Here is a 24,075-nt window from a genome sequence, read left to right on the forward strand (position 1 = left end):
GGGCCGGGCTGTGAAAACGCTGACCGACAACTGGTCGACCTACTGGCATGGCTTCCTCGGCACCCTCGAGCTGTTCGCGGTGAGCGCCGTGCTGGCGCTGGTGCTCGGGGTGCTGATGGCGAGCTTCCGGGTCTCACCGGTGCGGCCGCTGCGGGTGTTCGGCACCGTGTGGGTGACCCTGCTGCGCAACACTCCGCTGACCCTGCTGTTCTTCATCGTCGTGCTGGGCCTGCCGCGGTTCGACATCACCCTGCCGTTCTTCACCTTCGCGGTGCTCGCGCTCGGCTGCTACACCTCCGCGTTCGTCTGCGAGGCGATGCGCTCGGGCGTCAACACCGTGCCGGTCGGGCAGGGCGAGGCGGCGCGCAGCCTGGGCATGACCTTCGGCCAGACGATGGGGCTGGTGGTGCTGCCGCAGGCGTACCGCTCGGTGGTGGCCCCGATCGGCAGTGTGATGATCGCCCTGGCGAAGAACACGGCGATCGCCGGCTCGTTCAGCGTCACCGAACTGCTCGGCACCTACCGGACCATCAACGAGCTGGGTTACAGCATCGTCTGGACCTTCGTCTGGATCGCCGTCGGCTACCTGATCATCACCCTGGCCATCAGCGCCGTGTTCAACCTGCTGGAACGACGACTGGCGGTGTCGCGATGACGGTGGAATCCTCGGCGCTCTACGACATCCCCGGCCCGAAGGCGCTGGCCCGGCACCGGCTGTACGGCGGCATCGCGCTGCTGGCGATCGCCGCGCTGATCGGCTGGATCGTCTACATGCTCTTCCACACCCACCAGTTCACCGCGGCCAAGTGGACGGCCTTCCAGTACGAGGGCGTCCAGGACCTGTTGCTGCGCGGGCTCGCCAACACCCTCAAGGCCTTCGGCTGGACGGTGCTGTTCGCCCTGCCGTTCGGCGCGCTGTTCGCGGTCGGGCGGCTCTCCGACCACCGGGTGGTGCGCGCGCTGTCCACCCTGGTGGTGGAGTTCTTCCGGGCCATGCCGGTGCTGGTGATGATCTTCTTCATCTTCGTCGCCCTCAAGGTCGCCCCGCTGTGGGCGCTGGTGGCCGGGCTGGTGTTCTACAACGGCTCGGTGCTCGCCGAGGTGTTCCGGGCCGGCGTGCTGGCGGTGCTCAAGGGCCAGCGGGAGGCCGCCTTCGCGCTCGGCCTGCGCAAGTACCAGGTGATGGCGTACGTGCTGGTGCCGCAGGCCGCGCGGGCGATGCTGCCGGCGATCATCAGCCAGCTGGTGGTGGCGCTCAAGGACACCTCGCTGGGCTTCCTGATCACCTACGAGGAGTTCCTGCACGCCGGCAAGCTGATCGCCACCAACCTGGACTACGACCTGCCGTTCATCCCGGTGGTGATGGTGATCGCGCCGGTCTACATCGGGATGTGTCTGCTGCTCTCCTGGTTCGCCCACTGGGTCGAGCGGCGCAGCCGGCGCAGCCCGAGCGCGCGCGGCGGGGCCCCGGTGGCGCCGGCCGAGGTGTCGATGGGCCTGCCGCCGTCCGCCCGGCCCTGAGCGGGCGGGGCGGACGGGGTCGGGCGGTTCAGCGGTAAACCATAGGTGCAGCCGAGGTCTGGATCGATACCTCCAAACTCTGCTTATGATTGCCGGGCAGCGACACGACGGCCGGGCGGAGGGACATATGGAGCCGGTGTTCGACTCACGGCACATCAGGACCTTCCACGAGGTCGTCCGGGCCGGCTCCTACTCGGCGGCCGCCCGCGAACTCGGCTACACCCAGCCCGCCATCACCCAGCAGATGAAGGCCCTGGAGCGCACCGTCGGCCTGCCGCTGTTCACCCGGGCCGGGCGCGGGCTGCGGCTCACCGAGGCCGGCGAGGCACTGGCCCGGCACGCCGAGCAGATCCTCGACAGCCTCTCCGCCGCCCAGCAGCAGCTCGCCGCGCTGGGCCGGCTGCGCGCCGGACGCGTCCGGGTCTGCGCCTTCCCCAGCGCCAACGCGACCCTGATACCGGAGGCGATGGCCCGGCTGCTCGCCGAGCACCCCGGCGTGCGGGTCGAGCTCCTGGAGGCCGAGCCGCCGGACTCGGTGCAGCGGCTGCTGCGCGGGGAGTGCGACATCGCGCTGGCCTTCCGCTATCCGGGAGCGCCCGCCGAGGTGCCGGCGGAGCTGGACGAGATCCCGCTGATGGAGGACCTGCTGACGGTGCTGCTGCCGGTCGGCCACCCGCTCGGGCGCCGGCACGCCGTCCGGCTGGCCGACCTCGACCGCGAGCGCTGGATCGCCGGCTGTCCGCGCTGCCGGGCCAACCTGCTGCAGGTCTGCGCCGAGCAGGGCTTCGCCCCGGACATCGTGTTCTCCACCGACGACAACCTCGCCGTGCAGAGCCTGGTCGCCGCCGGGGTCGGGATCGCGCTGATGCCCGCCCTGGTGCTCTCCTTCATGTGCCACCGCAAGGTCACCGGCCGGGCCGTCGAACCGCACCTGCGGCGCGAGGTCAGCGCGTACGTGCTCCGCGAGCACCGGCGGATCCCGGCGACCGCGCTCGTCCTGGACCACCTGCGGCAGGCCGCCGCGGCGCGGGTGGGCTGCTGAGCGGCGCCGCTCCTCGCGCGCGCATCGATAAGCGGTGATGGGGGGAGAGCGAAGGAACCCTCCTTGGACGTGATGGGTCGGCGGCGGCGAACCTGCTGGCATGACAACGTCAGCCACGGTCGGCCGCGGCCGGCTCACCGAGCGCATGACCGCACTCGTCGGCGAGATCCGCGCGGTCGTGGACCGCGGCCTGCCACCCGAACTCACCGCCTACCTGGTCGGCGAACGGCTCGCCCCGCACCTCGGCGACGCCGAACTGCTCACCGCGGACCAGCGCGAGGGCGACCCGGAGCGCTACCGCCAGCACGTCCTGCACGCCGAGAGCGACGGCTCCTTCTCCGTCGTCGCCCTGGTCTGGCTGCCCGGCCAGTACACCCCGATCCACGACCACGTCTCCTGGTGCGTGGCCGGCGTCCACCAGGGCCAGGAGAGCGAGACCCGCTACCGGCTGGTCTCCGACGGGCGCGCCGCCCACCTCGTCGAGACCGAGCACGTGGTCGGCCCGGTCGGCACCGTCGCCGCCTTCGCCCCGCCCGGGGACATCCACCGGGTGCGCAACGCCTGCGGCACCACCGCCATCTCCGTACACGTGTACGGCGCCGACGTCTCCCGGCTCGGCACCAGCATCCGGCGCGTCTACCGGCTGCCCGCCGGCGAACAGCGCTGAGCCCCGGATGGCCCTGACCCTCCGGGACCGCGCGGTCCGCCCGTCGCGCACCCGCGTCCTGCCCCCGCTCGGCGGGGACGCCCCCGGCCTGCTGCTCGCCGCGCTCGGCGTCGCCGCCGCGATCGCCGTCCACCAGGCCGTCCCCGCCGTGCCCAAGCTCACCGCCGCCGTGCTGCTCGGCGTCGCCGCCGCCCACCTGCCCGGCCTGCGGCCGGTGGTCCGCGGTGTCGCCCGGCCCGGGCTCTCCACCGCCGGCAAGCGGCTGATGCGCGTGGGCATCGTGCTGCTCGGCCTCAAACTCGGCCTGGACGATGTGCTCGGCCTCGGCTGGGCGACCGTCGCCATGGTGCTCGCGGTGGTCACCGCCACCTTCGCCGGCACCCTGTGGCTCGGACGCCGGCTCGGCCTGCCCGGCGACCAGCCGCTGCTGGTCGCCACCGGCTACTCGATCTGCGGCGCCTCGGCGATCGGCGCGGTCAGCCAGGCCGCCGGCAGCGAGGAGGAGGACGTCGCCGCCTCCGTCGCCCTGGTGACCCTCTGCGGCACCCTGGCCATCGTCGTGCTGCCGCTGCTCCAGCACCCGCTCGGCCTGGACGCGAGCGGCTTCGGGCGCTGGGTCGGCGCCGGCGTCCACGACGTCGGGCAGGTGGTCGCCACCGCGCAGAGCGGCGGGGCGGGCGCGCTGCGCGAGGCGGTGCTGGTCAAGCTGATGCGGGTGGTCCTGCTCGCGCCGCTGGTCGCCGGGGTCGCGGTGGCCGTCCGGCGCTCGCACCGGCGCGCCGGCACCGAGCCGGCGACCGGCAAGCGGCCGCCGCTGGTGCCGCTGTTCGTCGCCGGGTTCCTGGCCATGATCGCGCTGCGCACCACCGGGGTGCTGCCCGAACGGGCCCTCGCCCTCGCCGGGGACGCCCAGGAACTGCTGCTCGCCGCCGCGCTGTTCGGGCTCGGCAGCGCCGTCCATCTGCCGACCGTGGTGCGCACCGGAGGCCGGCTCGCCCTGCTCGGGCTGGGCTCCTGGGTGGTGGTCGCGGGCGTCTCCTACGCCGGGGTGCTGGCCACCACGTAAACGGGGGGCGTTGTGCGGTGGTCGGGGCTATTGTCGGGCGGATGGTCCGGTTCGCGGGCCCGAGGGGCCCGACCGCGAACCGGCCCGTGCACCCGTGTCCCCGAGCACCGTAGAGGAACGCCGCATGTCGACCGCACTGCCCGAACGGGACGGCTCCGCGGCCGTCGTCACGCTCGACCGGCGCGAGGGCCCGTTCGGGGAGGTGGTGCTGCGCCGCCGCGGCGGACACTACGAGATCATCGCCAACGGCTGCTTCCTGATGGACACCGTCGACGGGCGCTCCGAGCGGCTGCTGGTCACGGCGGCGCTGGACGAAATGGACCGCACCGGGCCGGTGGCGGAGCCCGCGGTGCTGATCGGCGGGCTCGGCGTCGGCTTCTCGCTGGCCCACGCGGCGGCCGAGCCGCGCTGGGGGCGGATCGCCGTGGTGGAGCGCGAGAGCGCGGTCATCGACTGGCACCGGGGCGGCCCGCTGGCGGCCTTCTCGGCCGGCGCGCTGGACGACCCCCGGGTCGAGGTGCTGCACACCGACCTGCTGGAGCACCTGGCCGGGGACGGCGGCGCCCGCTACCACGCGCTCTGCCTGGACGTCGACAACGGCCCGGACTGGACGGTCACCGACGCCAACGCCGGGCTGTACGGCGCGGACGGGCTGGCGCTGCTCCGGCGCCGGCTGGAGCCGGGCGGGGTGCTGGCGGTGTGGAGCGCGCGGCCGTCCGCGGCCTTCGAGGAGGCGCTGCGGGCGGGCGGCTTCACGGACGTGGCGACCCGTGAGGTCGCGGTGGCCCGGGGCGTTCCGGACGTCGTGCACCTGGCCCGCCGCGCGCGGTGAGCGCGTGACGGGCCAGGTGGTGGCGGGACGGGGCTACTTCAGGCCGTTGTCCACCGCGGCCATCAGCTCGCCGTTCGGCGTGTCACCGTCGAAGGCCCAGACCATCGCGCCGGCCAGCCCCTGGGACTTGATCCAGGCGGTCTTGCGGGCGATCTCGGTCGGGTCGTCGTAGGTGTAGAAGACGGTCCCGTTGTAGATGTAGGCATGGCCGGCCACCGGGTCGCGGTAGATGGTGTAACCGCCGCTGGTGGCCATCTCCTTGAGCTTCTTGTAGTCCTCGAAGCCCGCCTCGTAGGTGCCCGGGCCGGGGCCCGTCGCGGTCTGGAAGAGGCCGTTGGTGGTGCCGCGCGGCACGCCCGTCCAGCCGCGCCCGTAGAACGGGATGCCCAGCGTGAGCTTGCTCTTCGGGGCGCCGCCGTTCACGTAGGCGCCGATCGCGGCCTCGGAGCTGAACTGGCGGGCCGGCGGGTTCGGGTCGCCGGCGGCGACCTTGATGCCGGACTGCTGGTTGGTGACCATCTCCCAGCCGCCGTGGTAGTCGTAGCCCTGGATGGTGGCGAAGTCGAAGGCGCCGAACAGGCCCGGGATGTCGATGCCCGCGGTGACCTTCGCCGGGTCGGCCGGGAGGAAGGCGCTCAGCGTGTAGTGCTTGTTGGTGGTGGCGCCGAGGGCGTCCAGCTGGCGGCGGAACTCCTGGGCCAGCAGGGTGTAGTTGGCCTTGTCGGCGGGCCGGAAGATGTTCCCGGTGTGCCCGTCGGAGTTCGGCCACTCCCAGTCGAGGTCGATGCCGTCGAAGATGCCCGCCGCGCTGCCCGCGCCGCCGCGGCCGTCGATCACCGGCAGGTTGCCCTTGATGTACATGTCGATGCAGGAGCTGACCAGCGCCTTGCGGGAGGCGTCGGTGGCCGCCGCGTCGGAGAAGTACTTGCTGTACGACCAACCGCCCAGCGAGATCTGGACCTTGAGGTTGGGGTACTTGGCCTTGAGCTGCTTCAGCTGGTTGAAGTTGCCCGCCAGGTTCTGGTCCCAGGTGTCGGTGGTGCCGGCCACCGAGGTGCCGGCGTCCCAGCCCCTGCCGAAGTCGGCCCAGGCGTCACCGGCGCCGTCGCCCGCGTTCGGGTCGTTGTCCGGCCCGGCCGCCTTGTTGGTGATGAAGCACTGCTTGGTGCTCGGGTGGATGTTGGCGAAGGCGTAGTTGATCACCGAGAGCCGGCCGGCCGAGCCCGAGGTGTCGAGCTGCTTCACGCTGTAGCCGCGGGCGTAGATGCTCCACTGGGTGAAGTAGCCGATCTTCAGCGCGCCGCCGGTGCCGCCCTTCTTGGTGCGGGCGGTCACCGCGCCGGAGACCGGCGAGACGTTGCCGGCCGCGTCGCGGGCCTTGACGGTGAAGGTGTACTCGGTGTCCGGGGCGAGGCCGCCGACGGTGCCGGAGGGGCTGGTGACCGTGGTGACCACGCCGTTGCTCGCGGTGATGTCGTAGGCGGTGACGCCGACGTTGTCGGTGCTGGGCGTCCAGCTCAGCGAGACCGAGCTGGAGTCCGAGCCGGTGACCGCCGGGGTGCCCGGCGTGGTCGGCGCCTCCTTGTCGTCGATCGGCGGCGGGGTGGTGACGCTCACCGGGCCGGCCGCCGCCGAGCGGTTGCCCGCCGCGTCGAAGGCCTGGACGGTGAACTGGTAGGTGGTGCCGCCGGTCAGGCCCTGCACGGTGACGGCGGTGGTGGCGCCGTCGGTGGTGGCCACCTTGGTGCCGTCCTTGAAGACGTCGTACCCGGTGACGCCGACGTTGTCGGTGCTCGCCGTCCAGGAGAGGGCGGCCGTGGTCTGGGTGACGGCGCCGGACGTCAGGGCGCCCGGGACGGTCGGCGGGGTCAGGTCGTCGCCGCTGCCGTCGCACGGCTTGCCGTTCAGCTTGCAGTTCGCCAGGGGCTGGTAGGCGCCCGAGTAGGCGATGTTGAAGCCGACGTTGTAGGTGCCGCCGGCCGGCAGGGTCGAGGCCCAGCCGGGGTTCTTCACCGTGATGTGGGAGGCCGCGGCGGTGTACGAGGCGTTCCACAGGCCCGCGACGGTGTTGCCGGTGGGCAGGTCGAACTCCAGCGTCCAGCCGTTGACCGGGGCGCTGGAGCCGTTGGTGATGGTGTAGCTGCCCTCGTAGCCGCTGCCCCAGTCGCTGCCCTTGGTGAGGGTCGCGGTCACCGACCCGGCGGCGGCCTGCGCGGCCGCGTCGGCGGCGGCGTGGGCCAGGGTGGCGGGGAGGGCTGCGCCGAGCAGGGGAACGAGCAGGGTCCCGGCCGCGATGAGCGGCAGGCTGATCCGACGTCTGCGCATGGATGTGGCTCCTGTCCTGGGGTCCCGGGCAGGCCCGGACGCCCCGTAACCCGTGGGGAGGTGTCAGGTGCGTGGAGCAGCGTGCTCCGGGCCATGGGGGCGGCGCGGAACCGGTCCTCGGGCCGTCGGGGTGCCACGGAGGATCCTGAGCCGAGAGTAGGGAGCGGACGGGTGAACTGGCAATAGGTCTGTACCACTTGTCGATCGTGGACATGATCGCGGGGCGGACGGCGAACGCCCTGACGACGGGAATCGTCAGGGCGTTCGCGCTGCGGCGGCCGGGGTGCGGCGGTGTGGGATCAGCCGAAGGGGTCCCGCTCCGGAGCGGCGGCGGGCGGCGGCGGGGCCGGGGCGGCGTCGGGCTGCGGGGCGAAGGGGTCGAAGTCCGGCGGCGGGACCATCACCGGGGTGCCCTTGGCGGGGCCCGGGCCGGTGGCGGGGGCGGCCGGCGGGGTGCTGGGCGGTGGCGGGACGGCCGCCGGCCGGGGGGCCGGGACGGTGGTGCCGAACGGGTCGCCGGGCCGGTCCGCGGCGGTCACCGTGCCGAACGGGTCGGCCGCCGGGGCGGTCGCGGGCTGCGGGGCGGTGGGCTGCGGTTCGGCGGCCGGGGTCCCCAGGATGCCGAAGGGGTCGAAGTCCGGCGGAGGAACCGTCACCGGCGTGCCCTTGGACGGCCCCGGGGTCCCGGGGGCCTCCGGGGCGGCCGGTTCGGCGGCCGGGGTGCCGAGGATGCCGAAGGGGTCGAAGTCCGGCGGCGGGACCATGACCGGCGTGCCCTTGGGCGGGGCGGGCGGCCGCGCGGCGTCGTCCGGCACCAGGATCGGCTGGGCCGGGGTCGGGTCGGCGACCGGGGCGAAGGGGTTGAAGTCGGCCGGCGGGATGCGGACCGGCGTGGCGTCCTCCTCGGGCGCCGGAGCCGGAGCCGGAGCCGGAGCCGGGGCGGGCGCCGGGGGAGCCGGGGGCGCGGCCGGGGCGGGTACGGCGACGGGCGCCGGGGCGAGCGGGGTGGCGGGCACGCCGTCCCAGCCGAACTGCACGCTCTTCAGCAGCTCGGCGAAGACGTCCGTGTACAGCTCCCAGTCCTGCGGCTGGGCGGTGGTCAGCTGCACGCAGAGCACCGAGACGCCGTCCGGCAGCGGGACGAACGCCTCCACCACCGAGGTGACCGCCCAGCGGCGCCCCCCGTCGGCGGCCAGCGGGCCCGGCACCGGGACGCTGCGGGCCTCGACCAGGACGGCGGCCGGCCCGGCGGGCAGCAGCACCGTCCAGACCTCGGCGTGGCGCCGCACGGTGGCCAGTTCGGTGGCGAGCCCGGTGATCGGCAGCGGGTGGCGGGCCAGCGAGACGACCAGGGTCGCCTCGGTCGGCCGGCCGTCCAGGTGGAAGGCGCCGACGCCGGCGTAGACGGCGCCGGCGGCGGTGACGGTGTCCGCCAGGGCGGCGGCGATCAGCGCGAAGTCGCGGCGCTCGCCGGCGACGGCGCCGCTGAACAGCTCCTCGGCGGTCTCGGCCAGGTGCGCGGTCAGCGCGGCGGCGGCCGCGCCGGTGGCCGGGGCGACTGCGTGGCCGGCCGGGATGCCGTCCACCGGGCCGGTGCGCACGGTCCGGGCGGAGACCCCGGGCGGGCCGTCCGGCGCGGTGAGGGTGTGGAAGCCGGGCGGGACGACCAGGCGGACCTCGGCGCCCGCGCCGGTGGGCAGTTCGACCGGCCGGCGGGTCTGCTGCCCGCCGGCCAGGGCGGCCAGCGGAGCGGCGAACGGGGGGCGGAGCTTGGGGTCGGCGGGCTCGCCGGTCACCGGCAGCTCGAAGGACTCGGCGGTGAGCGCCTCGGCGGATCCCCCCGCCGCGCCGCGGACCGGCCCGGCGGCGCCGTAGCGGGCCAGCAGCGCGCCGGTCACCAGCGGGGCGAGCGCGGCGCCGGTGCCCGGGCGGGCGGTGCCGGCGGTGACCACGGTGCCGAGCCGGTCGACGGCGGTGTGCACCGGGCCGTTGGGCGCCAGCGGCAGGTGGAACAGGGCGTCGGCGGCCGGGTGCGCGGCGGCCCGCAGGGCGGTCAGCGCGGCCGCGGGGTGGCGCGAGGTCCGCGCGCCGAAGAGGGCGTCGGTGAGGCTGCCGAGCGTCGCGGAGACCCGCTCCGCGGCCGCGAAGGGGCTGGCCTCCGTGCTGAACTGGCCGTCCTGGGTCAACTGTTGAGCCCCCCGCTCCGCTCGCTGTGCGTTCGTGGTCCGTGGACCCCGGCCCGGGGGTGACCGGCGGGCCGTCAGATCCGTGCACATTCCTATCAGAGGCCGCCGACGCGGCAGAACCGGCCGTCCGGCGTCAGCCGGCGGCCTGCTCGGCGGGGCCGGGCCCCGCGGGGCTGGGCTTGGTGGGGCCGGGCTCGGTGGGTCCGGCGCCGGCGGCCAGGGCGGTGAGGGCGCCCGCCAGGCCCGGGACGGCCAGCAGGCCCGCCAGGTCGTGCACCAGCCGCCCGGTCGGGCCGTCCGGTCGCTCGTCGGCGAAGAAGCCGGCCAGCTCGGCGGCCAGCGCGGGCTCCCGGGCGGCGGTCAGGGTGAGCGCCGCCACGAACTCCTGCACCAGGTGCAGCTGCAGGTCCTCCAGCGGCACCGAGCGGTCGGCCAGCCACTCCAGCGAGGTGATCTCGGCGTTGGCGATCCAGGCCCGGACGGCCAGCCGCAGCCCCGGGCTGGGCGAGGGCAGCGCCAGGTGGCCGAGGATCTGGTCGTGCGCGGCCTTCCGGACCTCGTCGATCACCGCCGAGGTGTTGGTGCTGGCCGTCACCGAACCGCCGCGCAGCAGCGCCGCGAAGCCGGGGCCGTGGCTCTGCACGAAGTCCAGGTAGCGGCCCATCACCCGGTACAGGCGCTCGGAGAGCGGTCCCTCGGCCGGCTCCTCGAACCGCGCCGACAGCTCCCGGCCGGCCCGGCGCAGCGACTCCTCGTAGATCGCCTGCTTGCCCGGGAAGTAGTGGTAGACCAGCGGCCGGGAGGCGCCCGCGGCGGCGGCGATGTCGTCGATCGACACCTCCTCCGGCGGGCGGTGGCTGAACAGCTCCAGCGCCACGGCGATCAGCTGCTCGCGCCGCTCGTCCACGCTGAGCCGCCGGCGCGGCCGCCCGGCGGGCTCCGGACGGTCGCCGCCCGCGGGCACGGAGGCGGGGGAGGGGGCCGACGGCGTGCGGGGTGCCATGCGCGCCACCCTATCCGCCCGGTCGGGCCCGGTGGTGCTCCAGGTAGCGGCGGTAGGCCTCGCGGCCGTCGGGGACGAACACGTCGCGGTCCAGGCGGGCGGCCAGTTCGGCCGGGGTGAGCCAGGCGTGCCAGGCCACCTCGGACTCCTGCGGGGCGACCGGGCCGTCCCAGTCGGCCTCGTGGACGTCGGACCACCAGGCGAGGCCCTCGCCGCGGAACAGGAAGCGCAGCAGCGGGCGCGGGGCGATGCCGGTGACGCCCAGTTCCTCCTCGGCCTCGCGGACGGCGGCCTGCTCGTAGGTCTCGCCGGCGCCCACCACGCCGCCGACGAACATGTCGTGCGCGCCGGGGGCGAAGAGCTTGGTGTCGGTGCGCCGGTGCACGAAGATCCGCCCGGCCGGGTCGCGGACCAGGACGAAGACGCACCGGTGGAGCAGCCCGCGCCGGTACACCTCCCCGCGCGGCGCGGTGCCGATCACCCGGTCGTGCTCGTCGACGACGTCCAGCAGTTCGTCGGCGGGATCGGCGGGATCGGTCTGCGCAGGCTCGGTCATGACCGACAGGTTAGGGTTTCCGGGCGATCCATGGGCGGACGAACGACGGGAACGGCGCGCGGTGGTGGAGATCTGGGGCGAGACGGCCGGGGGCTTCGAGCCGGTGCGGGAGGCCTTCGCGCGCAACTTCCGCGAGTACGGGGAACTCGGCGCGGCGTTCGCGCTGTACGTGCGCGGCCGCAAGGTGGTGGACCTGTGGGGCGGCGACGCCCGGCCCGAGGTCGGCGGGCGGCCCGCGCCGGCGGTGCCGTGGACGGCGGACACCGCGCAGGTGCTGCGCTCGGTCACCAAGGGGCTGACCGCGGCCACCGCGCTGCTGCTCGCCGAGCGCGGGGAGCTCGACCTGGACGCCCCGGTGGTCGCGTACTGGCCGGAGTTCGGGGCGGCCGGCAAGGGCGGTGTGCCGGTGCGCTGGCTGCTGTCGCACCAGGCCGGGGTGCCCGCCCTGGACGTGCCGCTGCGGCTGGAGGACGTGCTCACCTGGGAGCGGGCGGCGGCCGCGGTGGCCGCCCAGGCGCCGGCCTGGGAGCCCGGCACGGCGCACGGCTACCACCCGTACACCTTCGGCTGGCTGGTCGGCGAGGTGGTGCGCCGGGTGAGCGGACGCACCGTCGGCCGGTACTTCGCCGAGGAGATCGCCCGGCCGCTCGGCCTCGACCTGTGGATCGGCCTGCCGGCCGGCGCCGAGCCCCGGGTCGGCCGGCTGGTCGACCTGCCCGCGCCGCCCGCCGCCCGGACCGGCCCGAGCGGGCTGCGGCTGCGGGCCAAGCAGTCGGTGCGGGAGGCGTACCGGAACCCGGCCTCGCTGACCGCCCGGGCGTTCGCCTCGGTGCGGCCCGGGGTGGACCTGAACGACCCGGCGGTGCAGGCCGCCGAGATCCCCGGCGCGGGCGGGATCGGCACGGCGCGCTCGGTGGCCCGGTTCTACGCGGCGCTGATCGGCGCGGTGGACCGGCACGGCAGCGGCGGCGGGACGCTGCCGCCGCTGCTCGGGCCCGAGGTGCTGGCCCGCGCGGTCGGGCCGGTGGTCAGCGGCCCGGACCGGGTGCTGATCGTCAACTCGACGTTCGGACTGGGCTTCTTCCGGCACAGCCCGACCGCGCCGATGGCCTCGCCGGCGAGCTTCGGCCACCCGGGGCGGGGCGGCTCGCTGGGCTTCGCCGACCCGCAGCTCGGGATCGGGTTCGGCTACGTCACCAACGGCATGCAGCCCGGGGTCACCGGGGACATCCGCTCCCGCACGCTGATCGGGGCGGCGCGGGAGTGCCTCGGGGTGTCCTGAGGCGGAGCGGGCCGGTGATCAGGCCTGGCCGGTCTCGAAGCGGCTGATCCGGCCGTCCTCGACGGTGAAGCGCCAGGCGGTGCGCATCTCGCCCCAGGTCTCGTTGCGGTAGTCGGCGATCAGCGCCCGGCCGCCGTCGGACTCGGTGCGGACCTCGATGTGGCCGCGGACGGTGAAGATCTCCCGGTCGATCCAGTCCTGGAGGTCGCGCTCGGAGCCGTCGTCGGCCATGGTCGCCCCCGGGGCGAGCAGGTCGACGAAGGCCTGCCGGTCGCCGGCGTTGATCGCGGTGACGGCGGCGCGCACGGTCGGGTCGGAGAGTTTGGCGGGGGCGATGGTCATCCGGTCTCCCAGGAGTCGCAGCGGGTCGGGACTCCTGTTTAGGGCGTCGGCCGGGACGCGCCGCGCATGTCGGCGGCGCGTCGGGGATTTCCCGGGATTCATGTGCTTGGATCCCGGTACGGGTGTTTTGCCCCCAGGGGTCCCCGGCCGGGCCACGGGGAGTGGCGTACGCAGTGGGAGGCCGGCCGGCCCGGCCTCCCACTGCGCGTTCGCGGCGCCGCGCGGCCGCGGCTAGAACAGGCCCAGGGCCTGCGGGGAGTAGCTGACCAGCAGGTTCTTGGTCTGCTGGTAGTGCTCCAGGACGGCCTTGTGGCCCTCCCGGCCGATGCCGGAGTTCTTGTAGCCGCCGAACGCCGCGTGCGCCGGGTAGGCGTGGTAGCAGTTGGTCCAGACCCGGCCGGCCTGGATGGCGCGGCCCGCCCGGTAGGCGGTGGTGCCGTCGCGGGTCCAGACGCCGGCGCCGAGCCCGTACAGGGTGTCGTTGGCGAGCGCGACCGCGTCGTCGAAGTCCTCGAAGCGGGTCACCGCGACGACGGGGCCGAAGATCTCCTCCTGGAAGATCCGCATCCCGTTGACGCCCTCGAAGACCGTCGGCGTGACGTAGTAGCCGCCGGACAGCGAGCCGCCGAGGTCGGCCCGCTCGCCGCCGGCCAGCACCTTGGCGCCCTCGGCCTGGCCGATCTCGACGTAGGAGAGGATCTTGCGCAGCTGTTCGTCGCTGGCCTGCGCGCCGACCTGGGTCTCGGTGTCCAGGGGGTTGCCCTGGCGCATCGCGCGCACCCGCTCCAGGCCGTCGGCGAGCAGCCGGTCGTACACCGAGGACTCGATCAGCGCCCGGCTGGGGCAGGTGCAGACCTCGCCCTGGTTGAGGGCGAACATCGCGAAGCCCTCGACGGTCTTGTCGTAGAAGGCGTCCTGCTCGGCGGCGACGTCGGCGAAGAACAGGTTGGGGCTCTTGCCGCCGAGCTCCAGCGAGACCGGGATGAGGTTGCCGCTCGCGTACTGCGCGATCAGGCGGCCGGTGGTGGTCTCGCCGGTGAAGGCGATCTTCCGGATCCGGTCGCTGGAGGCGAGCGGGCGGCCGGCCTCCAGGCCGAAGCCGTTGACCACGTTGAGCACGCCCGGCGGCAGCAGGTCGGCGGTCAGCTCGGCCAGCAGCAGGACGGAGGCCGGGGTCTGCTCGGCCGGCTTCAGCACGACCGCGTTGCCCGCCGCCAGCGCCGGGGCGATCTTCCAGACGGCCATCAGGATCGGGAAGTTCCACGGGATGATCTGGCCGACCACGCCCAGCGGCTCGTGGAAGTGGTACGCCACGGTGTCCTCGTCCAGCTGCGAAACGCCGCCCTCCTGGGCACGCAGCGCGCCGGCGAAGTAGCGCAACTGGTCGACCGCCAGCGGCAGGTCGGCGCCCAGGGTCTCACGGACCGGCTTGCCGTTCTCCCAGCTCTCGGCGACGGCGAGCTTCTCCAGGTTCTGCTCGATCCGGTCGGCGAGCCGCAGCAGCACCTGGGCGCGCTCGGCGGGCGGGGTGCGGCCCCAGGCTGGGGCGGCCGCGTGGGCGGCGTCCAGCGCGGCCTCGATGTCCTCGGCGGTGCCGCGGGCGACCTCGGTGAAGACCTCGCCGGTGACCGGGCTGGGGTTCTCGAAGTACCGGCCGAGGACCGGTGGCGTCCACCGGCCGCTGATCCAGTGCTCGTAACGGGGGCGGTAGCTGACGATGGATCCGGGCTGCCCGGGGGGCTGGTAGACCGGCATGCTCTGGTGCCTCCTCACGCTGTCGGGGCACCGCTGCGGCGCGCGGGCCGAAGCGGTGCGCCGGGCCGCGCAGGGAGCGGCCCGGCGGAGGGTACGGACACACGCGGGTCGGGCGCACCCCGTGCCGGGGGCGTCCGCCGGGCAGCACCCTAACCGGGGAAGGGCCGGTTCGGCTACGGTCCGTGCGGCCTCGGTCGACGGAGGGTGGCGCGTTCCGGCCGGTCCCGGTCACGGGTCGTCAGGCCTCCTGGTAGCGGCCGGTGCGACGCTCCCAGCTCAGGTAGCCGGCCAGCCAGGTGACCAGGCCGTCGGCGTAGCGCTGGGCGACGATCCGCTCCACCCGGGCCAGGCCGAGCTCCCGGTACACGTCGGGCAGCCCCTGGTACAGCTCGCGGGAGCGCTCGACCATCAGCTGCGCCTCGGCCATCACCACGGCGCACGCCTCCTCGGCCGAGCAGTCGCGCTCCCGCCGCACGATCATCACCAGGTTGTTGACGTCGCCGCGCGGCGCCTCCAGCGGGAAGGACCGCACGTCGTTGGTGAGCGAGGGGATGTCGGCGGCGAGCTGGCGCAGCTGACGCAGCACCGGGTGGTGCAGCACGGCCGGCGGCACCTCGAAGCGGCCGAGCCGCTCGATCATGTCGAAGATGGTCTCCATCGCGGCGGTGCCGCGCCGGAGCACCTGGTAGCCGGCCCGGTCCGGCGGGCGCGGGCTGATCCGCCCGGCCGCCTCGGCGGGGTGGGAGGCGAGGTAGTACTCCCAGTTGTACGCGGCGCGCGCCTGCCAGCGCGCCGGCATGCCCTGGACGCTGCGCTCCCACAGGTCGGCGAAGGCGGTCTCCACGGGGGAGCCGCGGTCGGCCTGCGCGCCGTGCAGGACGGCGATCAGCCGGTCGCAGATCGGGGCGACCTCGGTGGGGCGGCGGCCGAGCGGGCCGTCGAACTGGTCGTCGAAGAGGAAGTAGAAGCCCATGAGGTCCGCGGCGAGCGCGAGTTCGTCGGGCCCGGCGTCGGGGTAGCCGAGCGCGGCGAGGTCGACCACGTCCCAGTGGGCGTAGGACGGGTGGGTCGGGTCGGGCAGCAGGGGGTGGCGGGTCAGCCAGGCGCGGTGCAGTTCGGTGGCGTACGGCCCGTGGTCGCTGCGACGGTGCGGGAACGGAATCTGAAGTGAGGTGTCGTCAGACATCGGACTCCCGGGGCTGCGAAGGTTGGGGTCACTGATGGATATTGATCGTGTTCACGGAGGAGTTGGGGTGGCGGTGCCGGAAGGTGGGGCATGGCCATGGCATGATCAACTCGACTGGCGGGGCGTAGAGTATCTGATGCAATGATCCGACGTTAGGGATATAGGGCAATTGCCCTCGGCGGGCCCCCCAAACCCTTCAACTCGCCCCTCGCCAGCGTGAATGCAACGCACCAGGCCCCCTGCGGCGCTAACCTCGGCTCCACGAGCAGGGATCGGCGAGGCGGAGGCACGACGGTGACCGAGCGGGACAGGGATTTCCGGGCGGAGGCGACGCCCGGCGCGCGGGAGGCGGAAGGCGCCCCCAACCGCATCAGACTGCGCGACCGCGACGCCGAACTCCGCTCCGCCGAGGCCGCGGTGGACAAGCTCTGCCGCGACTTCGCGGCCGGCGGCACCGAGATCGGCGAGCTGCTCACCTTCTCCGGCCGGCCCGGCATCGGCAAGACCAGCCTGCTGCACGAGGTCCGCCGGATCGCCAAGCTGCGCGAGGGCGCCACCGTCCTGTTCGCACGCGGCGGCGAGCGCCAGTTCAACGAGCCGTACCACGTGCTGCGCCAGCTCCTCCAGCCGGTGCTCGGACGCCTGGAGCCGGACGAGTTCGGCCAGGTGATGGGCACCTGGGAAGAGGTCGTCGGACCGGCGATGGGCCTCAAGCAGCCCAGGAAGGGCGCCCGCCGCCTCGACCCGCAGGGCGTCCGCGACGGCCTCGACTTCGTCCTCACCCAGCTCGCCCCGCGGCGCGCCCCGCTGGTGATGATCGTCGACGACCTGCACTGGGCCGACCCCGAATCGCTCGGCTGGCTGGCCCAGTTCGCCGTGCGGGCCCGTGAACTGCCGGTCCTGCTGGTCTTCGCCTACCGCGACGACGGCGCCGACTGGCACGCGGAGTCCCAGGAGCACCAGCGCGCGGTCGCCGGGCTCGCCACCCGCCGGCACGAGCTGAGCCGGCTGTCGCTGGTCGCGGTCACCGACATGATCCGCGCCGAACTCGGCGAGAAGGCCGAGGACGCCTTCTGCTACGAGTTCTGGAACGTCGTCAACGGCAACCCCTTCCAGGTCGTGGCGCTGCTCGACCAGGTGCGCGACCAGGAGCTGGAGCCGGTCGAGGAGAACTCCCAGCAGCTGCGCGAACTCGCCGTCGACGCCACCGGGATGACCCTCAAGTCCTGGCTGGACCGGCTCGGCGCCGCCACCCTGCGCTTCGCCTGGGCCGCCGCGATGCTCGGCATCGACATCCGGCAGGACCTCGCCACCCGGATCTCCGCCCAGACCGCCGAGGGCGCCCGCGAGTCCGTCAAGGAGCTGCGCAAGCAGCGCGTCCTCACCACCACCCCGAACGGCAACCTCGAGTTCGTCCACCCGCTGATCGCCAGCTCGATCTACAACACCATGCCCGAGGCCACCCGCACCGGCATGCACGGCGTGGCCGCCGCCGAGATCGAGAACGCCGGGCTCGGCCTGCTCGCCGCCTCCCGCCACCTGGTGGAGACCTTCGCGGGCGAGGGCGACGACCGCACCGTCCGCAAACTCCGCCGGGCCGCCTCCGAACACCTGCTGATCGGCGCGCCCGAGGCCGCCCAGCGCTGTCTCCACCGCGCGCTCGCCGAGCCGCCGGACGACCAGGACCGCGCCGAGGTGCTGTACGAGCTGGGCTGCTCCGCCCTGCTCACCGACCCCGTCGCCACCGTCAACCAGCTGAAGCTCGCGCTCGACCCGGAGGAGGGACCGCTGCGCCCCTCGATGCGGATCGACGCCACCTTCCGGCTCTCCGAGGTGCTCGCGCACAGCGGCGAGCTGCGCCAGGCCGCGGTGGTCTGCCAGGAGGAGGCGGAGCGCACCACCGGGGACCCGGCGGGCCGGCTGCGGCTGGAGGCCGCGTCGTTCATGTGGCACGCCTACCGCAAGTCCGAGGAGGACGGTCCGGCCCGTTCCGCCCGGCTCGGCGCGCTGTGCGAGAGCCTCACCGGGCGGGAGGCGGCCGACCGGGCCGTCCTGGCGCTGCGGGCCTGGGACCTCACCCTGCGCGGCGAGCCCTCGGCCGAGGTGCTGCGGCACGCGGACGCCGTGCTGGACAACGGCCGGCTGCCCAAGGGCCTCGGCTGGACCGACAACACCTGGGGCTTCGAACTGCCCGCCACGCTCGGCCTGTCCTACACCTACAGCGACCGGATCGCCCAGGCCGAGCGGCTCTTCTCGGACGCCATCGTCCAGTTCGAGGTGGCCGGCTGGAGCGGTGCCCACCGGGGCTTCGCCTACTTCCTGATGGGTCTGGCCCGGTTCCGGCGCGGCCTGCTCGCCGAGGCGGAGGACTTCCTGCGCCGGGCGCTGCGGCTCTCCGAGCGGATCAGCGGCAAACTGCCGCTGGCCTGGGACGCGGTCGGTGTGCTGATCGACACCCTGATCGCCCGCGGCCGCAGCCGGGAGGCCTGGGAGCTCGCCCTGGAATTCGGCTTCCACCCGCCGTACCACCCCACCGCGATGGTGCTGCCCGATGCCGCCTCGCTGTACGGGAAGCTGCTGCTCGCCGTCAACCGGCCCGCCGGTGCGGCCGCCGCGCTGACCGAGGCCGGCGCCCAGCTGGACATCCGGGGCTGGCACAACACCGTCTGGGCGCCCTGGGCCGGGCACCTGGCCATCGCGCTCGCCCAGGACGAGCCGGAGCGGGCCCGCGCCTACGCCCGCCGCTCGGTCGTCGAGGCGGAGCGCTTCGGCACCGCCTCGGCGATCGGCACCGCGCTGCGGCTGCACGCCCAGATCGAGGACGGCCAGCAGGCGGTCGAGCTGCTGGAGCAGGCGGTGACCCACCTCGGCCAGTCGCCGGCGGGCTACGAGCACGCCGTCGCCCTGGTCGACCTCGGCGCCGCACTGCGCCGGGTCGGCCGGCTGGAGGACGCCCAGGAGTACCTGTACCAGGGCATCGAGCTGGCCCAGCACTGCGCGGCGGACGGGCTGGTCGACCGGGCCCGGCGGGAGCTGGCCAACTACGGCCTGCGGCCCAACCGGCTCGGCGACGCGCGCGAGACGCTCAGCCAGCCGGAGTGGGACATCGCCGAGCTGGCCGTGCGGGGCGTGCCGCCGCAGCGGATCGCCGATCACCTGGCCCTGCCGCTCAGCCTGGTCAACCGCCGGCTGGCCGCCGTCTACCGCAAGGCCGGCAGCGGCCCCGACGGCCTGGCCGCCGCGCTCGGCCTGCCCCCCGCGCAGCGGGACGGCTCCGACCCGCTCGACGGGCCGGGCGGGCCGGACACCGTCGGGGACGGGCTCGGCCTCGGCCGCTGACACTCCGGCCGCTGACTCCCCGGCCGCCGGCACCCCGGCGCACGCAGCACCGGACGGCGCGCGGGCACTCGATGAGCGCCCCCGCGCCGTCCGACCTGATTAGGCTGACGCCGACCCGGGCCCACGCGGGACCCGGTACCCCGGCGAAGGGCGGGCGCGCTCCCGTGGCCCGCCAGTGAGGAGCAGGCCATGGCGACGCCCCCGGCGAACGGGCCGCAGACCACCAGCGTGCGGCGCGAGCCCTTCGAACCCTCGGGCGCGGGCGCCGCGATCGAGCGGTGGACGCTGCGCGCCGGCCCGTACGAGGCGAGCGTGCTCACCCTCGGCGCCACCCTGCACACCCTGGTCGCCCCCGACCGCGACGGCCGCCCCGCCCAGCTGCTGCTCTCCACCGACCGGCTGGCCGACATCCTCGGCCCGGCCCGCCACTACGGCACCGTGGTCGGCCGCTACGCCAACCGGATCGACCGCAGCAGCATCACCGTCGACGGCGAGGAGCACCCGCTCGCCCCGACCGGCGGCGGGATCACCCTGCACGGCGGCCCGGACGGCTTCGCGCACCGGATGTGGGCGGCCGAGGAGGTGCCCGGCGGCGTCCGGCTGACGCTGCACAGCCCGGACGGCGACCAGGGCTTCCCGGGCGCGCTCGACGTCACCGTCGACTACACCCTCGACGCCGGCGGCGAGCTGGCGATCCGCTACCACGCGGTGACCGGCGCGCCGACCGTGGTCAACCTCACCAACCACGCGTACGTCAACCTGGCCGGCGAGGGCTCCGGGGACGTCCTCGGCCACCTGCTCACCCTGGACGCCGACGGCTACACCCCCGCCGACGAGCGGCAGATCCCGTACGGCCGGATCGAGCCGGTGGCCGGGACGCCGTTCGACTTCACCACCGCCCGGCCGATCGGCAAGTCGGTGCACGACGGCCACCCGCAGCTGACCGGGCCCGGCGGCTACGACCACAACTGGGTGCTGCGGCCCCGTCCGGCGGACGGCGGCCCGGTCCGGGCGGCGCGGCTGGAGGAGCCGGTCAGCGGACGCACCCTGGAGGTGCTGACCACCGAGCCCGGCATCCAGGTCTACACGGCCAACACGTTCCACGGTGCGGTCACCGGCGCGAGCGGGGTGCCCTACGGGCCGTTCGCCGGAATCGCGCTGGAGACCCAGCACTTCCCGGACTCCCCGCACCACCCGGCCTTCCCGAGCACCGAGCTGCGCCCGGGGGAGGAGTTCCGCTCGACCACCGTGCTGCGCTTCGGCACCACCGGCTGACGGGGGCGCTGCAAGCGCCTTTCACCACGGAGGGTGGCCCCGGCGGTCGAGGCCGACCGGGGCAAACCGGACAAAGTGCCGCCAACTCCTCGGCCGTCAACTACTGTGCGGCAACGTGGAGGACACGCGGGTGTAACGATCGCCGTTTCTTGCAGAAACTTGCTGCAAGGGGTTTCCGTCGCTGTTGCCCCGCTGTTAACTTCCTTGCGAGCCCGGCGGCAGCAACGGTGCGGTCGGCGTGAGGCAAGGCAGCCATTATGCGCCTGTCTCCGAACAATTCGGGCACCCCCACCCTCCAAGGAGTTCAAATGCGGCGTGGCATCGCGGCCTCTGCCCTCGTTGTGGCCCTCGCGGTCTCGATGGCTGCCTGTGGCAGCAGCGGCTCCAGCTCGGACGGCAAGGCCGACGGGCCGGTCACCCTCACGTACTGGGACACCTCGAACGCCACCAACGAGGCGCCCAACTACCAGGAGCTCGTCAAGAAGTTCGAGGCCGCCAACCCGGGCGTCAAGGTCGACTTCGTCAACGTGCCGTTCGACCAGGCGCAGAACAAGCTCCAGACCGCGATGGGGGCCAAGGGCGCTCCGGACGTGTTCCGCTCCGAGGTCGGCTGGACCGCCGCCTTCGCCAAGGCCGGCTACCTGTCGCCGCTGGACGGCACCCCGGCCGCCGCCGACTCCGCCAAGTTCCAGCCCAGCCTGATCCAGCAGGCCAGCTACGAGGGCAAGCTGTACGGCGTGCCGCTGGTGACCGACACCCTCGGCCTGCTCTACAACAAGGAGCTCTTCGCCAAGGCCGGCATCACCGCCGCCCCCACCACCTGGGACGAGCTGAAGACCGCCGCCGCCGCGGTCAAGGAGAAGGCCGGCGTCGACGGCTTCTGGCTGAAGGCCGCCGACGGCTACTACGCGATGCCGTTCCTGTTCGGCGAGGGCACCGACACGGTCGACGCCAAGGGCAAGAAGATCACCGTCGCCGGCCCGGAGGCCGTCAAGGCCGTCGAGACCTACAAGTCCCTGTTCACCGCGCCCGGCACCGCCAAGGCCGACGTCACCACCGACGCCTACGCGCACATGATGGACGCCTTCAACAGCGGCAAGGTCGCGGCGATCGTCCAGGGCCCCTGGGAGATCACCAACATCTACAAGGGCTCCGCCTTCGCCGACAAGGCCAACCTGGGCATCGCCCCCGTCCCGGGCGGCTCCGCGGGCAAGGGCGGCGCCCCGACCGGCGGCCACAACATCTCCGTCTACGCCGGCGCCGACAAGGCGCACAAGGCCGCCGCCGAGAAGTTCGCCGCCTTCATGACCTCGGCCGAGAGCCAGGCCTTCATCGCGCAGAAGAACTCCACCCTGCCGACCCGCGAGGACGCCTTCACCCCCGAGGTCAAGGCCGACCCCGGCATCGCCGGCTTCCAGTCCGTGCTGTCGAGCGCCAAGCCGCGCCCCGAACTGCCCGAGTACAGCTCGCTGTTCGCGTCGCTGGGCACCAACCTCGGCAAGATCGTCCAGGGCACCGCGACCCAGGACGGCCTGAACACCGTCGCCACCGACTACGCCAAGCTCCTCCCGGGCTTCGCCAAGTAGTCCCCGCCGCAGCCGCCCGGCCCGCCCTTCCCCGGCGGGCCGGACGGCCGGACCCGTAGCAGCAGTCGCCGAAGCGAGGCGGCGGACCTCCCCCGAGAAGGTGTCGAACAATGTCAGTCGCCGTGCAGGGCGCCACCGGCCAGGGCGGCCGGCAGCGTGATCCGCGTCCGGGCCTGATGGAGCGCGTCAAGCGCTCGTACGCCAAACACTGGTACGCCTACGCGATGATCGCACCGGTCGTGCTGGTGCTCGGCGTCCTGGTGCTCTACCCGCTCGCCGAGGGCATCTGGCTCACCCTCACCGACGCCAACAGCCTCAACGTCGCCCGCAAGATCGGCGCCAACGAGATCCCGGCCGGCTACAAGTTCGTCGGCTTCGACAACTACGCCGACATCCTCTGGGGCCCCGGCTCGTACGACCGCTTCTGGTCGCACTTCGTCTGGACCATCGCCTGGACCGCCCTGTGCGTCGGCCTGCACTACACGATCGGCCTGGGCCTCGCCCTGCTGCTCAACCAGAAGCTGCGCGGCCGCGCCGTCTACCGGATGCTGCTCATCCTGCCCTGGGCCGTGCCGACCTTCGTCACCGTCTTCTCCTGGCGGCTGATGCTCGCCGACGGCGGCGCCGTCAACGGCCTGCTCTCCGCCCTGCACCTGCCCGAGCCGGGCTGGCTGGACGACCCCACCGCGCAGAAGGCCGCCGCCGTCCTGGTCAACACCTGGGTCGGGGTGCCGTTCATGATGATCTCGCTGCTCGGCGGCCTGCAGTCGATCCCCGCCGAGCTGTACGAGGCCGCCGAGATGGACGGCGCCACCGCCTGGCAGCGCTTCCGCCACGTCACCCTGCCCGGCCTGCGCACCGTCTCCTCGACCGTCGTGCTGCTCGGCATCATCTGGACGTTCAACCAGTTCGCCGTCATCTTCCTGCTGTTCGGCAACGGCGCCCCCGACGCCCAGCTCCTGGTCACCTGGGCCTACCGGCTCGGCTTCGGCCAGCAGCCCCGGGACTACGCGCAGTCCGCCGCCTACGGCGTCATCCTGCTCTCCATCCTGGTCGTCTTCACCGCCTTCTACCGCCGCTGGCTCGCCCGCAACGAGCGGGCGAACGGCTGACCCCGGCGAATCCAGCGACCACGAAGGAGGCACATTGATGAGCACCACCACCGACCGACCCACCCCCCTCGCCGCCCGGCCCGCGGCCCCCGCCGCCCGGCCCGCCAAGGCCCGCCCGCGCGGCGAGAACAGCCCGCTCGCCCGGACCCTGATGCACGGCGCGCTGATCCTGGCCAGCCTGATCGCGCTGTTCCCGGTGGCGTGGATCCTCTACGTCTCGTTCGGCCCGGACAAGACCGACTACCTGCACCCCGGCGAGATCCTCGACAAGCTGACCCTCTCGAACTACCACACGGTGCTGTTCGACACCGACTTCTTCCAGTGGTTCGGCAACGCCTTCCTGGTCTCCGGCATCACCACCGTGTTCGGCGTGCTGATCGCCGCCTCCACCGGCTACGCCGTCTCCCGGATGCGCTTCCCCGGCCACCGGCCGCTGATGTGGTCGCTGCTGGTCACCCAGATGTTCCCGATCGCGGTGCTGATCGTGCCGATGTACACGATCCTGTCCGAGCTCGACCTGCTGGACAGCTACGCCGGCCTGATCCTGGTCTACTCGACCACCACCGTGCCCTACTGCGCCTGGCTGATGAAGGGCTACTTCGACACCATCCCGGTGGAGATCGACGAGGCCGGCCGGGTCGACGGGCTCACCCCGTTCGGCACCTTCTGGCGGCTGGTGCTGCCGCTCGCCCGTCCGGGCCTGGCGGTCGCCGCGTTCTACTCCTTCCTCACCGCCTGGGCCGAGGTCGCCTTCGCCTCCACCTTCATGCTGAGCTCCGACAAGTACACCCTCGCCGTCGGGCTCCAGACCTTCGTCAGCGAGCACGACGCCCAGTGGAACCTGATGGCCGCGACCGCCGTGCTGATCGCGATCCCCTCCTCGGTCCTCTTCTACCTGGTGCAGCGCCACCTGGTGACCGGTCTGACCGCCGGCGCATCGAAGTCCTGACCGACGTCCCCGCCGACGTCCCGACCGCTCCGCCCGCCCCACTTCCCAAGG

General features: G+C 73.7%; 19 protein-coding genes. 12 read left to right on the top strand and 7 right to left on the bottom strand.

Annotated elements, in window-relative coordinates; genetic code table 11:
• Positions 1-10: 10 nt before the first annotated feature.
• The 6 genes from ACFCLZ_RS31810 (at position 11) to ACFCLZ_RS31835 (ending at position 5,128) form a co-directional block, all read left to right on the top strand.
• Positions 11-655 (top strand): amino acid ABC transporter permease, encoded by a 645-nt coding sequence (locus tag ACFCLZ_RS31810; RefSeq protein ID WP_380281338.1) that lies wholly within the window; start codon positions 11-13, stop codon positions 653-655.
• Positions 652-1,521, top strand: coding sequence for an amino acid ABC transporter permease (locus ACFCLZ_RS31815; protein WP_380281339.1), 870 nt, complete (start codon positions 652-654; stop codon positions 1,519-1,521). The genes ACFCLZ_RS31810 and ACFCLZ_RS31815 overlap by 4 nt, the downstream gene beginning before the upstream one ends.
• Positions 1,522-1,657: 136 nt before the next feature.
• Complete coding sequence (locus ACFCLZ_RS31820; protein ID WP_380286351.1) at positions 1,658-2,563, top strand: LysR family transcriptional regulator; 906 nt, start codon at positions 1,658-1,660, stop codon at positions 2,561-2,563.
• Between the two features lie 100 nt (positions 2,564-2,663).
• Positions 2,664-3,230: a cysteine dioxygenase gene (locus ACFCLZ_RS31825; protein ID WP_380281340.1), complete on the top strand. Its 567-nt coding sequence runs from the start codon at positions 2,664-2,666 to the stop codon at positions 3,228-3,230.
• 7 nt (positions 3,231-3,237) lie between these two features.
• Positions 3,238-4,296, top strand: coding sequence for a YeiH family protein (locus ACFCLZ_RS31830; protein ID WP_380281341.1), 1,059 nt, complete (start codon positions 3,238-3,240; stop codon positions 4,294-4,296).
• A 124-nt stretch (positions 4,297-4,420) separates the two neighbouring features.
• Positions 4,421-5,128, top strand: coding sequence for a spermidine synthase (locus ACFCLZ_RS31835; RefSeq protein ID WP_380281342.1), 708 nt, complete (start codon positions 4,421-4,423; stop codon positions 5,126-5,128).
• A 33-nt stretch (positions 5,129-5,161) separates the two neighbouring features.
• Here the strand turns inward: ACFCLZ_RS31835 and ACFCLZ_RS31840 are convergent, their stop codons facing one another.
• From ACFCLZ_RS31840 to ACFCLZ_RS31855, 4 genes are all read right to left on the bottom strand, one after another.
• Positions 5,162-7,453, bottom strand: coding sequence for a glycosyl hydrolase family 18 protein (locus ACFCLZ_RS31840; protein WP_380281343.1), 2,292 nt, complete (start codon positions 7,451-7,453; stop codon positions 5,162-5,164).
• Positions 7,454-7,752: 299 nt separating this feature from the next.
• Positions 7,753-9,639 carry a hypothetical protein gene (locus tag ACFCLZ_RS31845; protein ID WP_380281344.1) on the bottom strand — a complete coding sequence of 629 codons (1,887 nt, stop codon included), beginning with the start codon at positions 9,637-9,639 and terminating at the stop codon, positions 7,753-7,755.
• A 133-nt stretch (positions 9,640-9,772) separates the two neighbouring features.
• Positions 9,773-10,642: a TetR/AcrR family transcriptional regulator gene (locus ACFCLZ_RS31850; protein ID WP_380281345.1), complete on the bottom strand. Its 870-nt coding sequence runs from the start codon at positions 10,640-10,642 to the stop codon at positions 9,773-9,775.
• A 10-nt stretch (positions 10,643-10,652) separates the two neighbouring features.
• Entirely contained in the window at positions 10,653-11,198 is a 546-nt protein-coding gene (locus ACFCLZ_RS31855) for an NUDIX hydrolase (protein ID WP_380281346.1), read from the bottom strand.
• Between ACFCLZ_RS31855 and ACFCLZ_RS31860 the strand changes: the two genes are divergently transcribed.
• Positions 11,197-12,480: a serine hydrolase domain-containing protein gene (locus ACFCLZ_RS31860; RefSeq protein ID WP_380281347.1), complete on the top strand. Its 1,284-nt coding sequence runs from the start codon at positions 11,197-11,199 to the stop codon at positions 12,478-12,480. The genes ACFCLZ_RS31855 and ACFCLZ_RS31860 overlap by 2 nt on opposite strands.
• An 18-nt stretch (positions 12,481-12,498) precedes the next feature.
• On the opposite strand, the gene ACFCLZ_RS31865 is transcribed toward ACFCLZ_RS31860, so the two are convergent.
• The 3 genes from ACFCLZ_RS31865 to ACFCLZ_RS31875 all read right to left on the bottom strand — a co-directional run bounded on the left by ACFCLZ_RS31865 (position 12,499) and on the right by ACFCLZ_RS31875 (position 15,763).
• Positions 12,499-12,822: a nuclear transport factor 2 family protein gene (locus ACFCLZ_RS31865; protein WP_380281348.1), complete on the bottom strand. Its 324-nt coding sequence runs from the start codon at positions 12,820-12,822 to the stop codon at positions 12,499-12,501.
• Between the two features lie 231 nt (positions 12,823-13,053).
• Complete coding sequence (locus ACFCLZ_RS31870; protein WP_380281349.1) at positions 13,054-14,577, bottom strand: aldehyde dehydrogenase family protein; 1,524 nt, start codon at positions 14,575-14,577, stop codon at positions 13,054-13,056.
• A 238-nt stretch (positions 14,578-14,815) separates the two neighbouring features.
• Positions 14,816-15,763, bottom strand: coding sequence for a terpene cyclase (locus tag ACFCLZ_RS31875; protein ID WP_380281350.1), 948 nt, complete (start codon positions 15,761-15,763; stop codon positions 14,816-14,818).
• A 294-nt stretch (positions 15,764-16,057) separates the two neighbouring features.
• Between ACFCLZ_RS31875 and ACFCLZ_RS31880 the strand changes: the two genes are divergently transcribed.
• From ACFCLZ_RS31880 to ACFCLZ_RS31900, 5 genes are all read left to right on the top strand, one after another.
• Positions 16,058-19,102: an ATP-binding protein gene (locus ACFCLZ_RS31880; protein WP_380281351.1), complete on the top strand. Its 3,045-nt coding sequence runs from the start codon at positions 16,058-16,060 to the stop codon at positions 19,100-19,102.
• Positions 19,103-19,291: 189 nt separating this feature from the next.
• Positions 19,292-20,377 (top strand): aldose epimerase family protein, encoded by a 1,086-nt coding sequence (locus ACFCLZ_RS31885; RefSeq protein ID WP_380281352.1) that lies wholly within the window; start codon positions 19,292-19,294, stop codon positions 20,375-20,377.
• 308 nt (positions 20,378-20,685) lie between these two features.
• Positions 20,686-21,963 carry an extracellular solute-binding protein gene (locus ACFCLZ_RS31890; protein WP_380281353.1) on the top strand — a complete coding sequence of 426 codons (1,278 nt, stop codon included), beginning with the start codon at positions 20,686-20,688 and terminating at the stop codon, positions 21,961-21,963.
• Positions 21,964-22,073: 110 nt separating this feature from the next.
• Positions 22,074-23,075: a carbohydrate ABC transporter permease gene (locus tag ACFCLZ_RS31895; protein ID WP_380281354.1), complete on the top strand. Its 1,002-nt coding sequence runs from the start codon at positions 22,074-22,076 to the stop codon at positions 23,073-23,075.
• Positions 23,076-23,112: 37 nt separating this feature from the next.
• The gene (locus ACFCLZ_RS31900; RefSeq protein WP_380281355.1) at positions 23,113-24,024 is read left to right on the top strand and encodes a sugar ABC transporter permease; all 912 of its coding nucleotides are present in this window, start codon (positions 23,113-23,115) and stop codon (positions 24,022-24,024) included.
• The last annotated feature ends 51 nt before the right edge of the window (positions 24,025-24,075 follow it).

The sequence above is a fragment of the Kitasatospora purpeofusca genome (assembly GCF_042691725.1).
GTDB classification, from domain to species: Bacteria; Actinomycetota; Actinomycetes; order Streptomycetales; family Streptomycetaceae; genus Kitasatospora; species Kitasatospora purpeofusca_B.

What these genes read in the sequence shown, in the direction of transcription:
- ACFCLZ_RS31830 (WP_380281341.1), top strand. Translation starts at nt 3,238, where the DNA reads ATGGCCCTGACCCTCCGGGACCGCGCGGTCCGCCCGTCGCGCACCCGC.
- ACFCLZ_RS31885 (WP_380281352.1), top strand. Translation starts at nt 19,292, where the DNA reads ATGGCGACGCCCCCGGCGAACGGGCCGCAGACCACCAGCGTGCGGCGC.
- ACFCLZ_RS31875 (WP_380281350.1), bottom strand. Translation starts at nt 15,763, where the DNA reads ATGTCTGACGACACCTCACTTCAGATTCCGTTCCCGCACCGTCGCAGC.
- ACFCLZ_RS31815 (WP_380281339.1), top strand. Translation starts at nt 652, where the DNA reads ATGACGGTGGAATCCTCGGCGCTCTACGACATCCCCGGCCCGAAGGCG.
- ACFCLZ_RS31850 (WP_380281345.1), bottom strand. Translation starts at nt 10,642, where the DNA reads ATGGCACCCCGCACGCCGTCGGCCCCCTCCCCCGCCTCCGTGCCCGCG.
- ACFCLZ_RS31835 (WP_380281342.1), top strand. Translation starts at nt 4,421, where the DNA reads ATGTCGACCGCACTGCCCGAACGGGACGGCTCCGCGGCCGTCGTCACG.
- ACFCLZ_RS31840 (WP_380281343.1), bottom strand. Translation starts at nt 7,453, where the DNA reads ATGCGCAGACGTCGGATCAGCCTGCCGCTCATCGCGGCCGGGACCCTG.
- ACFCLZ_RS31890 (WP_380281353.1), top strand. Translation starts at nt 20,686, where the DNA reads ATGCGGCGTGGCATCGCGGCCTCTGCCCTCGTTGTGGCCCTCGCGGTC.
- ACFCLZ_RS31895 (WP_380281354.1), top strand. Translation starts at nt 22,074, where the DNA reads ATGTCAGTCGCCGTGCAGGGCGCCACCGGCCAGGGCGGCCGGCAGCGT.
- ACFCLZ_RS31860 (WP_380281347.1), top strand. Translation starts at nt 11,197, where the DNA reads ATGACCGACAGGTTAGGGTTTCCGGGCGATCCATGGGCGGACGAACGA.
- ACFCLZ_RS31900 (WP_380281355.1), top strand. Translation starts at nt 23,113, where the DNA reads ATGAGCACCACCACCGACCGACCCACCCCCCTCGCCGCCCGGCCCGCG.
- ACFCLZ_RS31865 (WP_380281348.1), bottom strand. Translation starts at nt 12,822, where the DNA reads ATGACCATCGCCCCCGCCAAACTCTCCGACCCGACCGTGCGCGCCGCC.
- ACFCLZ_RS31855 (WP_380281346.1), bottom strand. Translation starts at nt 11,198, where the DNA reads ATGACCGAGCCTGCGCAGACCGATCCCGCCGATCCCGCCGACGAACTG.
- ACFCLZ_RS31825 (WP_380281340.1), top strand. Translation starts at nt 2,664, where the DNA reads ATGACAACGTCAGCCACGGTCGGCCGCGGCCGGCTCACCGAGCGCATG.
- ACFCLZ_RS31870 (WP_380281349.1), bottom strand. Translation starts at nt 14,577, where the DNA reads ATGCCGGTCTACCAGCCCCCCGGGCAGCCCGGATCCATCGTCAGCTAC.